7 protein-coding genes are annotated in these 11,852 nt (G+C 68.4%); 3 read left to right on the top strand and 4 right to left on the bottom strand.

Features of this window, described 5'->3' with window-relative positions; genetic code table 11:
• The first annotated feature begins 10 nt into the window (after positions 1–10).
• Positions 11–2,014 carry a thioredoxin domain-containing protein gene (locus AC07UK_RS37395; RefSeq protein WP_436221275.1) on the top strand — a complete coding sequence of 668 codons (2,004 nt, stop codon included), beginning with the start codon at positions 11–13 and terminating at the stop codon, positions 2,012–2,014.
• Positions 2,015–2,030: 16 nt separating this feature from the next.
• On the opposite strand, the gene AC07UK_RS37400 is transcribed toward AC07UK_RS37395, so the two are convergent.
• Positions 2,031–5,942 (bottom strand): ATP-binding protein, encoded by a 3,912-nt coding sequence (locus AC07UK_RS37400; RefSeq protein ID WP_494688119.1) that lies wholly within the window; start codon positions 5,940–5,942, stop codon positions 2,031–2,033.
• Positions 5,943–6,198: 256 nt separating this feature from the next.
• Between AC07UK_RS37400 and AC07UK_RS37405 the strand changes: the two genes are divergently transcribed.
• A complete protein-coding gene (locus AC07UK_RS37405; RefSeq protein WP_436221273.1) occupies positions 6,199–7,572 on the top strand; it encodes a tetratricopeptide repeat protein in 1,374 nt (457 codons plus the stop codon).
• 242 nt (positions 7,573–7,814) lie between these two features.
• Here AC07UK_RS37405 and AC07UK_RS37410 read toward each other — a convergent pair whose 3' ends face one another.
• Genes AC07UK_RS37410 through AC07UK_RS37420 form a run of 3 tightly spaced genes read right to left on the bottom strand, consistent with a single transcriptional unit; the run spans position 7,815 to position 10,539 of the window.
• Positions 7,815–8,183 carry a hypothetical protein gene (locus AC07UK_RS37410; RefSeq protein ID WP_436221272.1) on the bottom strand — a complete coding sequence of 123 codons (369 nt, stop codon included), beginning with the start codon at positions 8,181–8,183 and terminating at the stop codon, positions 7,815–7,817.
• Positions 8,180–9,097 carry a DUF2950 domain-containing protein gene (locus AC07UK_RS37415; protein WP_436221271.1) on the bottom strand — a complete coding sequence of 306 codons (918 nt, stop codon included), beginning with the start codon at positions 9,095–9,097 and terminating at the stop codon, positions 8,180–8,182. Before AC07UK_RS37415 ends, AC07UK_RS37410 begins: the two co-directional genes overlap by 4 nt.
• 20 nt (positions 9,098–9,117) lie before the next feature.
• On the bottom strand, positions 9,118–10,539 hold the full coding sequence (locus AC07UK_RS37420; protein WP_436221270.1) for a DUF3300 domain-containing protein: 1,422 nt from the start codon (positions 10,537–10,539) through the stop codon (positions 9,118–9,120).
• Positions 10,540–10,894: 355 nt separating this feature from the next.
• On the opposite strand from AC07UK_RS37420, the gene ppk2 reads away from it, so the two are divergent.
• Positions 10,895–11,779 carry a polyphosphate kinase 2 gene (ppk2, locus tag AC07UK_RS37425; protein WP_436221269.1) on the top strand — a complete coding sequence of 295 codons (885 nt, stop codon included), beginning with the start codon at positions 10,895–10,897 and terminating at the stop codon, positions 11,777–11,779.
• Positions 11,780–11,852: the final 73 nt, after the last annotated feature.

The raw sequence follows: 11,852 nt of genomic DNA on the forward strand, positions 1-11,852 counted from the left end.
GCTGGAGACCATGATGACAAACCGGCTCGCCACAGAAACCTCGCCTTACCTCCGGCAACACGCGGAGAATCCGGTCGACTGGTATCCCTGGTGCGAAGAGGCGTTTCGCCGTGCGCGCGACGACGACAAGCCGGTCCTGCTTTCCATCGGCTACGCCACCTGCCATTGGTGCCACGTGATGGCGCACGAATCGTTCGAGAATCCCCGGATCGCCGGCCTGATGAACGAACGGTTCATCAGCATCAAGGTCGACCGGCAGGAGCGTCCCGACCTCGACGACATTTACCAGAAAGTCCCTCAAATGATGGGACAGGACGGCGGCTGGCCGCTGACGGTATTCCTGACGCCGCAGGGAGAGCCTTTCTACGGTGGCACCTACTTTCCGCCGGATGACCGCTACGGCCGCCCTGGGCTCCCGCGCGTGCTGCTGAGCCTGAGCGAAGCCTGGAGGCATCGCCGCGAGGAACTGCGCGGCACCATCGAGCAGTTTCAGCAGGGGTTCCGGAACCTGGACGAAGGGGTCCTGAGCCGTGAAGACGCGGAACAAGCCGCGGAAGTCCAGGACCTGCCCGCGCAGACCGCCCTCGCCCTCGCGCGCAATACGGACCCGACCCATGGCGGCCTGGGCGGAGCGCCCAAGTTTCCCAACGCAAGCGCGTACGACCTCGTGCTGCGCATCTGTCAGCGAACGCATGAACCCGCGCTGCTTGAAGCACTGGAGCGCACGCTCGACGGCATGGCGGCCGGCGGCATCCATGACCAGCTCGGCGGTGGGTTTTCCCGCTACAGTGTCGACGAACGCTGGGCCGTGCCCCACTTCGAAAAGATGCTTTACGACAACGGCCAGCTCGTCACGCTCTACGCCAACGCCTATCGCCTGACCGGAAAGCAAGCCTGGCGCCGCGTATTCGAGGGAACGATCGCGTACATCCTGCGAGACATGACGCACCCCGACGGCGGCTTCCATGCCGGCGAAGATGCCGACAGCGAAGGCGAGGAAGGCCGTTTTTATGTCTGGACAGCGGCCGAGGTGAAGGCAGTCCTGGGCGAATCCGAGGGAGCCCTGGCGTGTCGCGCCTACGGCGTGACCGAAGGCGGGAACTTTGAACCCGGCAGATCGGTGCTCCACCGTGCCGTCACGCTGACTCCCCTGGAGGAGGCACGGCTGGAAGGCTGGCGCGAGCGGCTGTTGGCAGCACGCGCCCGGCGCGTGCGCCCCGGCCGCGACGACAACATTCTCGCCGGGTGGAACGGTCTCATGATCCAGGGACTCTGTGCGGCTTACCAGGCAACGGGCAACCCCGCACAGCTCGCCGCCGCGAGGCGTGCCGCCAGCTTTATCCAGGACAAGCTCACCATGCCGGACGGCGGTGTGTATCGGTACTGGAAGAACGGCACAGTCAAGGTGCCAGGGTTCCTGGAAGACTATGCCTTCCTGGCCAACGCGCTGATCGACCTCTACGAATCCTGCTTTGACAGGCGATACCTCGATCGCGCAGCCGGACTCGTGGCGCTCATCATCGATAACTTCTGGGACGACGGGCTGTATTTCACGCCCAATGATGGCGAGCCATTGATACACAGGCCTCGCGCGCCGTACGACGGCGCCTGGCCGTCTGGCATTTCAGCCAGCGTGTTCGCCTTCCTGCGCTTGCATGAGCTCACCGGCGAGGATCGCTATCGTGACCTCGCCGAGCACGAATTCCAGCGCTACCGGGCTGCCGCCACCGCGGCCCCGGCCGGCTTCGTGCACCTCCTGGCCGCCGCGGACTTCGCGCAGCGCGGCGCGTTCGGGATCATTCTTGCCGGCGACAAGGCGGCGGCCGCCGCCCTAGTGGAAAGCGTTCACCGCACCTATCTTCCGGCACGCGTGCTGGCATTCGCCGAAGATGTTCCCGTTGGCCAGGGGCGGCTCCCGGTCGACGGCCAGCCGGCAGCCTACGTGTGCCGACATCGCACCTGTACCGCGCCCGTGACCAGCGGCCAGGCGCTCCTTGAACGCTGCGTGGGGTGACGGTGAGCCCTTTCGATCAGGACAGGCCAGATGCGTCCTGCCCGATACGCGACGTCGCTGTCAGCCGCTCCAGTGCCGCATCGATGGCACCCAGGGATTCATTCAGACCGGCCGCGTGTGCCTCGTCCCTGAGCAGCCGTAAGCGGGCGCAAAGCGGCGGCGTGCTCGCGCCGCCCTCTTCCCGTCCGGCGCAGATCAACGCGCGGCCCCTGCGGATCAGGAAGTCTCCCCACGGAAACGGCTCATGCTGCATGTAATCCTGCAGCGCTGCCAGGTAGCGTTCGGCTTCCTGCCACCGGCGCGCCGCCAGCGAAACGTCGATCGCAGCTTCGAGCAGATCGACGTGGCAATGGCTCACGCAGCCCTGGGCCAGCATGGCCTCGCCCTGGCGCAGGGCGTCGAGCTGCTTGTCCGGATCGCGCGTGGTGCGCGCCAGGAACGCGAGCACGGTTGGCCCTGAATACCGCACGCCGCTGGCGTGGCTCAGCTGCAGCGCCTCGTCGAGCAGGGACTCCGCCTCCTGCACCTGGCCGAGCGCGCCGATGGCCAGGCCAAGCCGGGCCAGCACTTCCGCCTCGAAGCGCCGGGCCTCCAGCCGGCGCGTCAGCGCCAGTGCCAGCCGCGCGTGCGCTTCGGCACGCGGCCAGTCGCCGGCGAGCTGCGCGGTCGATGTCATCACGTCGTAGGCCAGCATCTCGCTGCGCGCATCGCTGATGCGCCGCGCCAGGCGCAGCCCTTCCTCGCAACTGGCCTGCGCGGCGGCAAGTTCGTTGCGGAACAGTTCCACCGCGCCCACCATCGGCAGGTTGGCACATTCGATGCGGATGAAGCCGTGTGCCCGCGCCAGCTCGACGCAGCGGACAAAATGCGCATGCGCGGTCAGCATGCGGCCCTGCTGGTAGTACGCATCACCGAGGCCGCCCAGCGCACGCGCCTCGCCCAGCACCGATCCCCCCGCCCTCGCATGGCCGAGGGCGCGCTGGTGGGCGGCGAGGCACTCGTCCATGTCGCCCTTCGGGAAATAGAGATTGCCGCGCAGCGATTCGATCTCGGTCAGGCGCTCGGGCTGGCCCGGCGCAGCGGCGGCCTGCTCCGCCTCGCGCAGCGCCGCCAGGGCTTCGTCATAGCGGTCGAGCAGGCGCAAGGCGGCCGCCGTGCCAAGCCACACCCGGGCCCGCTGTGCCGCATCGCGCGCCAGCAATTGCGCTTGCCGGAACGCCTGCAGCGATTGCGTCGGCAGGCCAAGGTCAAGTGCCAGCTCGCCGTGCAGGCAGGCAAGCGTGTGCCTGCAGGCGTTGCCGCTATCCAGGCGCTGCGCACGCTCGACCAGGCGCAGCGCGCGCTCGCCGCGGAAATGCGCCGCCTCATGGCGCGCCGCGGCGGCATAGGCCTCGGGCGCGCCGGGATCGCCTGCGGCATCCAGGTGCTCGGCCGTCAGCGCCGGGTCCCGCCCTTCGTACCAGGCGGCCGCGCGCCGGTGCAGATTCTGTCGCCGCGACTTGAGCAGCGAGGCGTATACCGCCTCATGGATCAGCGCGTGCATGAACAAGAAGTCTTCGCCTTCCGGCCGGGCCATGGCCTCCTGCACCAGGCGCTCGCAAGCGTACGCGGGATCTTCGATCAAGTGCCGCAGCGCGGCCGGGCCAAAGCGCTGGCCCAGTACGGCAGCGGCCTGCAGCGCCTGGCGGTCGGCGGTAGAGAACCGGTCCATCCGCGCCAGTACGATGCTCTGCAGCGTGCCGGGCAACTCGTCCGCGCCCGCCTCCGCGCCGCGCAGCAACTGGTCGAGAAACAACGGATTGCCCTCGGCCCGGCGAATGCAGGTAGCGGCCACGGCAGGATCGACCTGCCGATGGCAGGCTGCCAGTTCGTGCGCCTCGGCATCGTCGAGCGGCCCGAGGTCGATGGTGGTCAGCGACGCGCCCTGGCTGGTCGCCCGCCAGGCCGCATCGAGCGGGTCATGCTCGGGACGTACGGTCAGCGCCAGGATCAGCGCATGGCTGCGGGTTGCCGCGGCCAGCTGCGCCAGGCAATCGAGCACCGTGCGCTCGGCCCAGTGGACGTCTTCGACCACGATCAACTGCGCGCGCACCGCACTGCGGCGGGTGGCCAGCGTCACCATCATTCGCTGTGCGCCGCGTTGCCGGCTGGCGGCGTCCATCGCGGCCAGTGCAGCGGCCTGCTCCCGGGACTGGGGCTGCTCGAACATGTCGCGGGCGAACACAAGCTCATCCTCGCCGAGTTGCCAGGCCGCGAGCGCTTGCCCGATGGCCGCGCCTGTCGCTTCTTCGGCGGCGGCGCCATGTGCGCCCGTGCGAGGCGCGACACCCAGCAGGCTGCGCGCGAGCATGCGCAAGGGATCGCCGCCGCTGCCGGCGCCGAAGTCGAGCACCAGCGCCCGGTGTGCCTCCAGGCCATGCTCGCGCGCCAGCGCGACGAAGCGGTCGGCGAGCCGGCTCTTGCCGATGCCGGCCTCGCCGCGGATCAGCACGACCCGGCCATGGCCGGAACGCAGGCAGCTGTCGGCAACGCCGGCGAGCTGGGCCAGTTCCGCTTGCCGCCCGACGAAGGCGTGCTGCGGCGGCACCTGTTCCACCCCGAGAAAGCGCCGCACGCGCCAGAGCGGAATCGGTTCGGCCACGCCGGGGAGCACGGCGTGCGCCACGCAGTCCGCTTCCAGGCGTCCGGGCAGCGCCTGGTAGACCCGATTCGACACCAGGGTTGCGCCAGGCTCGGCGCGCTCCATCGCTTGCAAGGCCACCCCAACCGGCCCGCCGGTCAGCGTCATGCCGCTTTCGCCGCAGGCGGCCAGCACCTGGCCGCTGGCCAGGCCTACGCGCGCCAGCAGCCTGGCGTTGGCGGATTCCGCCAGCCGCGCCAGGCCGGCATGCAGCGCCCCGGCGGTATGCACCGCGCGCTCGGCGTCGTTCCCATACGCCACCGGAACGCCAAACACGATGGTCAGCCGGGTGCCGATTTCATCGGTGATATGGCCGCCGCAGGCGCTGGCCAATGCCCTGGCATGCTGGCGCCAACGCGCAAGGGCATCGTGCAATGGCTCGGGTTCCAGGCCAGCGCTGCTATCGTCCAGGCTGGCTACCAGGATCACTGCGTGGCGCAGCTGCGGCTCGGCAGCGATTACGTCGGACGCAGGTGGCACCGCTGCACCGTCGTCACCAGCCGGCATGCCAGCCACCGGCTCGCGGCGGGCCCGCAGCATTGCCTGGTACAGCGCCTCGGTCTCGGGCTCGGGCGATACCCCGAGTTCGCGTTGCAGTGCCGCCCGGCACAAGCGGTATTGCTTGAGCGCCAGCGCCTGCCTGCCCTGGCGTTCATACAGCCGGATCAGCGCCCGGTGCACGCTTTCCTGCAGCGGATCGAGCGCGAGCAGGCGGGTGGCACTGGCGATGGCCTGCTCCGTCTCGCCGGCCTGTTCGTGGTGCGCCAGCAACCTGGCCATGACCGCCAACGCCACGCCGCGCAGACGTTCGCGTTCGATCGCCAGCCAGTGGTCGAACGCCGGCGAGGCGGCATGAAAGCCCTCCAGCAAGTCACCCCGGTATAGCGCTGCGGCGCGCGCCAGCGACGCGGGCGTGGCTTCACGGGCACACTGCTCGAACGCGCACACGTCGACCTCGATTTCGCCGAGCGTCACGCTGTCGCCTTCTGCCAGCACCACGTGCTGGCCAGCCTCTTCCAGCGCGCGCCGCGCCGCGCTGAGCGCCTGGCGCAGGCTGCTGCGCGCCTGCTCGGTATTGCTTTCGGCCCAGCACAGAACGGCCAGCTTGTCGCGCGGCTGGGCGCGCCCTTGCGCCAGCGCGAGATAGGCCAGCACTGCGCGCGCCTTGCGGGCAGTCAGCGAAATCGGCGTTCCGTCTGCGGAACTCAGCTGGAAGCCGCCGAACAGGTCAAGACGGGCGCGGGCCATGATTTGGAATCCTGAAAGCCCATCCTTTATAGGCGACGGCACTGCATCACGCGCGCCTCGCCGGCGCAAAGATATGAAGCCGGTACTTCCCGGCCTGCCGCAATTTTCACGCTTCTTTCACGCTGGATTGCCGGGCCCGTTCACGCCGGCTGCCTAGTATGACCACAACCCCGGGCCGCATGGCTCCGACATAGCGGACGAACAGGGGTTGCCATCGAGGCAAGGGCTGCCTCGGTCACACTGGAAGGATTGCGTCATGACACAAACTGACTCGCGCGGTGTTTCGGTCTCGAGCACCAACACCAACTCGCTGGAGCGCTTCGAAGCCGCCCTGGAATTGCTGCATGGCTACTACGGCGACCCGCTCACGGTGATCGACCATGCCCTGGCCGACGATCCGGGCTTCGTGATGGGCCATGCCTTGCGCGCGGGGATGATGATCACGGCTGCCGACGGCGCCGTGGAGCCGATGCTCAGGCAAAGCATTGAGGCAGGCGAAGCGCTGTCCGCCAGCGCCAACGAGCGCGAGCGCCGGCATATCGCGGCGGCACGCGCCTGGCTGGACGGCCACTTCGCGCGCTCGATCCAGCTGTACGGTGACATCGTGGTCGACTATCCGCGCGACAGCCTGGCGCTGCAGATCGCCCATATCGGCGACTTCCTGCTCGGGCAGTCCACCCTGCTGCGCGACCGCATCGCCCAGGTGCTGCCGCACTGGAATACGCGCGCACCCGGCTTCGGCTATGTCCTTGGCATGCATGCGTTCGGTCTTGAGGAAACGAACTTGTACGAGCAAGCCGAGGAACGCGGCCGCTTCGCACTGGAACTGAATCCGCGCGATCCCTGGGCTATTCATGCGGTCGCCCACGTGATGGAAATGCAGGGCCGCCAGGATGAAGGCATCGACTGGCTGAGCGGGCGTGCTGCCGACTGGTCGCAGGACAATATGATGGCCGTGCACAACTGGTGGCACCTGGCGCTGTTCCATCTCGAACTCGGCCATACCAGGCAGGTACTGGACATCTACGACGCGCACATCCGCGAGCACCACTCCGCGGTGGCGCTGGAGCTGATCGATGCCTGTGCCATGCTGTGGCGCCTGCACCTGCGCGGCATCGACGTGGGCGCGCGCTGGAACGAAGTCGCCGACACCTGGCAGGCGCGCGGCGCGGAAGGCTACTACGCCTTCAACGACACCCATGCCGCCATGGCCTTTCTCTGCGCCGGGCGCGACAGCGCCCTGGCCGGCCTGCTTGCTGGCATGCGCGCGGCGGCAGGTGGCAGCGGCTCCAACGCGATGATGACCCGCGAGGTCGGCCTGCCGGTGACCGAAGCCCTGCTCTCCTTCGCACGGCAAGACTACGACCACGCCATCGGGTTGCTGCTGCCGGTACGCCAGATCGCGCATCGCTTTGGCGGCAGCCACGCCCAGCGCGATCTCATCAACCTGACGCTGATCGAGGCGGCGTTGCGAGGCCAACGCGCCAACCTGGCCTGCGCGCTGGCGGCCGAGCGCATGGAGCTCAAGCCGATGAACCCCAGCCTGAGCAAGCTGGTGCAGCGCGCTTCAGCGCTCCAGCGCGAAGCGGCGGACGGCCACGGGGAGGCGGTCGCGGCGAGGGTGGCGTGACGCAAGCCGGCTGGCCGCGTGCCGGGCCGCACGGCCTGACAGCGGACTGGCGGCCGAGGCGATCGCGCAGCGACCCTCGAACCAGGTCGGCCTCTATAACGAGGCGGCCACCAGCCATCGCATGGGCAACACCTTCGGCACGTCGGTGTATCCGCAGCGCCCGGCCAGTCCGGCGCCGGGGGCGCCGGTCATTCCGCGCGCGCAGCCTGGAGTGGTTGGCGGCAACGGCGGCGCAGCGCGCCTCAGCGGCCCATGCGCGCGTCGTAGCTGCGCGAGATGCGCTCCAGCAGACGCGGATCCGACGGGTCGGTGCCGTCGAACTGCACCCGCACCGTGCCGTCGGCCTGGCGGCGCACGCTGGCCCTCACCGGCAGGTTGTTGCGGGTCCCTTCCACCGTGCCGGCCACGGCATCCTCGGTGCTGATCGCCACGCCCTGGTCGCGCATGGCGCCGGCGGCCGCGGCAAAGGCGCGGTCGTAGCGGCTGGGCTGCAGGCCCGGGTAGGTGGTCGGGACCACCTCGGCAGGGTAAGGGTAGGGATAGCATGCCGTCAGCACCGGCACTGCGGCGAACACGGCAACGCCCGCCAGGATCCGGAGCCCATGCTTCACGGTGTCACCTTGGTCCAGCCAGGGCCGGGATCGAAGGTCTTGGTCGCCGCGGCCTTGCCGGCGCTGTCGGTGCCCAGGTCGCGTTCATAGACCTGGCCGTCGTGGCTGACCATGAAGCTCTTCACGCCGGTATCGCCATACCGCACCGGCCAGGCCAGCACGGCGAAGCCGCCGAACAGCTTGCCATTGACGACATAGTTGTAAGCGCCGCCGGGTGCGTTGGGCCCCTGCGCGGTCAGCAGCTTGTAGTGATAGCCGTAGTAGCCGCCCTGCCCCGGGTTGTGCCGGCCTGCCGTGAGGAACGCAACCCCGAGCGGGCTGGGCGGCTGGCCCTCCGATGTCGGCCAGTACAGCCCGTCCTGCTTGCCCGGCGTACTCGCAAGCTTGCCTGCGTAGGCCAGCAGGCCGTCGCCGTCATGATCGGTCCGGGCATATTCGCGCTGGGCGTCATAGACCGCGAGCATGGCCTGGATCACCGCGAGTTCATTGCGGCCGATGCGGCGTATGCGTATCTCGTCGACCCCGGCACGCGTATCGAACTGCCAGCCCTTCGATGTCTTCACCAGCGGCACTGGCAGGGTCCAGCCGTCATTGCCTACGGCGATGCGGGCATGGCTGTCGCCCTCTGGCTGGACCGCATGCGAGATCCGCCAGGCCTCGAGAAAGCGGTACCGGATGTCGGCGCCGACTGGCGGGATCAGGTCGTGGATCCTGGCGCCCAGCAGCACCTTCATGGCATCGTCGTCGCTGGTGGCGACCGCCTCGCCAAAGGCGTTCATGGCGGCCTCGGGGGTTTTGAAGGACTTCTGCGCGTGCGCGGCGTGCATGCCGGCAACGGTCAGCGCGAGCGCAAGCGCCAGCGCGCAGGCCAGGCGGCCAGGCAGGGATCGGGCAAGGCTTAGTGGTGACGTCATGATCGAGGCTCCCTGGTCCGCTAGCGCCTGCCACCGCGTCCGCCGCCGCCACCACGGCCCCCACCGCCGCTGAAGCCGCCGCCGCCACGGCCCCCGCCACCGCCGCCGCTGAAGCCGCCGCCTGCGCGGCCTCCGGCCGACTGCATGCTGGAGCGTCCGCGGTCAAAGTCGCGCTGCGACGCCGCGCCGCCGCCCACGCCCTGGAATGCGTTGTCCCGCCCGCCACCGCCGCCGCGGTCGGCTACGGTGGTGGCCCGTTCACCGCCGCCCCGTGACCGATCGGCAGCCCCTGCGCGGTCCGATACACCGGCCCGGTCAGAGACCCCGGCCCGATCACCGCCCCGTTCACCGCCCCGTTCACCAGCGCGATCACCGGCCCGGTCTCCGGCGCGGTCTCCCGCCCGATTACCCGCCCGGTCTCCGGCCCGGTCTCCGGCACCCGCCCGGTCCTGCCCGCCGGCCCGGTCGCGCGACGCGCGGTCGGACACGCCGGCACCGCCCTCGCGACCCCGGAAATCATTGCGCCGGTCCCCGCCTGGCACATCGCGGGAGAATTTCTCGCGGGTGGCATTGTCGCGGTAGGCAACGCCCTGCCGGTGACCGGCGTCGTGCTGCCAGCGCCCGCCGCTCTGCACCTTGGTGCGGTCAAAGTTGCGGTCGATATTGGTGGCACGGTTGACGTTGACGTTCACGTCGCCGCCGCCCCAGTTGCAGTTGCCGAAGATCGCCCCGGCGGCGGCCAGCCCGACGCCCCAGGCAAAGCCCGTGGCCAGCGCGGCGCCCGGGTAGTAGGCGGGATAAGGCGGCCAGTAGTACGGCGGGTAGGACGGATAACCCCAGGAACCGTAGACCACGGTGGGGTTGTAGGCCGGGACATAGATGACCTGCGGGTCGGCCGGTTCGATGCGCACCACGGTCTGCACGCCTGGCGCCGCGGTGGTCGCGGGCTCGACAATGACGTTCTGCTGTTCGGTGCTCTTGAGGTTGCCGGATTGCTGGGCCTTGTTGCGCAGCCGCTGGACCGCGGCCAGCACGTCTTTCTCCTGGGCCAGGAAGGCATCGCCCAGCTTCTGGGTCCAGTCGAGCTTGTCGTTCATCGGCTCAAGCACCTGCGGGAAGGCGACCAGCGACTTCACGCTGACATCCCAGGGCTGGTCGGCTACGGCCTTGACCGCGGCGTCGCCCTTGACCTTGGGGTTGGCCTTGACCCAGCGCGCCGCGTGCACGATCTCCAGCGGATAGGTGGAGGCCATCAGCACCTGCGATAACACGGAATCGGGATAGAGCGCGATCGGCGCGACCAGCGCCTCAAGCTCCTCGGGCTTGAAGGTGGGTGGCGGCTTCGGTGCGTCTTGGGCGGCGGCGCCGCCCGCTGCCGCCACCAGCGCGACAAACAGCCACGCGCAGCCGGACTGAAGCAACCGCCTGACCAGAAAGGCCATGTTCCCTCCTCGCAGCCGGTGACGGAGCCATCCGAGGCGTACTGGGGCAGCGCGCCGGGCCGGAGGAAGTTCTCCTGCCGCGTGCCATTGCCAGACGACATACGGAGCGGATATTGCTCCATACGCGCTACGAAGCGTAGTACGGAAGACATTGAAATTCAACCGAATTCCGGTCGCCGTCCGGCAGGCCAGCCGGCAAGGGTTATGCCAGGAAAATGGATCGGCATGAGGACTTCCCGCGATTTTGCTTCTATCGTAGAAACGAGCCGCCTGTGCGCATGCAAGCGGTATCCCCCAAGTTTGAATAATGCATGACCGGACCCTCAAGGCACCGGTACGTCATTGGAGGAAGATCATGGCCAAGCGGAAAGGGAAGCGCCACGACGACAACGGGAGCCAGACGGAGCCGCCGCGCAAACCAGACCCGGCCGACAGCCTCGACGAAAAGCCGGACCAGCAGCCACGCGAGCGCATGTCGGAGAAGGCATACCAGAAGGAGCTCTTCGCCCTTCATGTCGAGCTGGTCAAGCTGCAGCAATGGGTGCAGGCCAGCGGCAGCAAGGTCTGCGTGGTGTTCGAAGGGCGCGACGGAGCCGGCAAGGGCGGCACCATCAAGGCCATCACGGAACGCGTCAGCCCGCGCATTTTCCGCGTGATCGCCCTGCCCGCGCCGACCGACCGCGAAAAAAGCCAGATGTACGTGCAGCGCTATCTGCCGCACCTGCCCGCCGCGGGAGAGATCGTCATCTTCGACCGGAGCTGGTACAACCGTGCCGGCGTCGAACGCGTGATGGGGTTCTGCACCGAAGCGCAGGCCGACGAGTTTCTGCGCGCCGTCCCACTGGTCGAACGCGCCATCGTGCATTCCGGCATCATCCTGATCAAGTACTGGCTCGAGGTCAGCCCGGAGGAGCAGACCCGCCGCCTGCAGGGGCGCATCAACGACGGCCGCAAGCTCTGGAAGCTCACTGACATGGACTTGCGCTCATACAGCCGCTGGCACGACTATTCACGCGCGCGCGACGCCATGTTTGCCGCATCCGATACGGACTATGCCCCGTGGCATGTGGCCAATTCCAATGACAAGCGCCGGGCGCGCCTGAACATCATCACGCACCTGCTGGCACAGATCCCGTACAAGGCGATCGAACGCAAGCCGGTCAAGCTGCCTGCCAGGCAGAAGGCGGGCGGATACCGGGAGCCCGACTATCCCTATCGGTATGTCGAAGAGCGGTACTAGTCCAATGCGTCATTGAAAAAGCACCCCATTCATGGTTAGATCAGGTGCATGGGAAAAATGAATCTGACCGAGC

The organism is Cupriavidus sp. GW821-FHT07C08 (assembly GCF_059419025.1).

Coding starts and splice junctions, on each gene's coding strand:
- AC07UK_RS37395 (WP_436221275.1), top strand. CDS start 11: ATGATGACAAACCGGCTCGCCACAGAAACCTCGCCTTACCTCCGGCAA.
- AC07UK_RS37400 (WP_494688119.1), bottom strand. CDS start 5,942: ATGGCCCGCGCCCGTCTTGACCTGTTCGGCGGCTTCCAGCTGAGTTCC.
- AC07UK_RS37405 (WP_436221273.1), top strand. CDS start 6,199: ATGACACAAACTGACTCGCGCGGTGTTTCGGTCTCGAGCACCAACACC.
- AC07UK_RS37415 (WP_436221271.1), bottom strand. CDS start 9,097: ATGACGTCACCACTAAGCCTTGCCCGATCCCTGCCTGGCCGCCTGGCC.
- AC07UK_RS37420 (WP_436221270.1), bottom strand. CDS start 10,539: ATGGCCTTTCTGGTCAGGCGGTTGCTTCAGTCCGGCTGCGCGTGGCTG.
- ppk2 (WP_436221269.1), top strand. CDS start 10,895: ATGGCCAAGCGGAAAGGGAAGCGCCACGACGACAACGGGAGCCAGACG.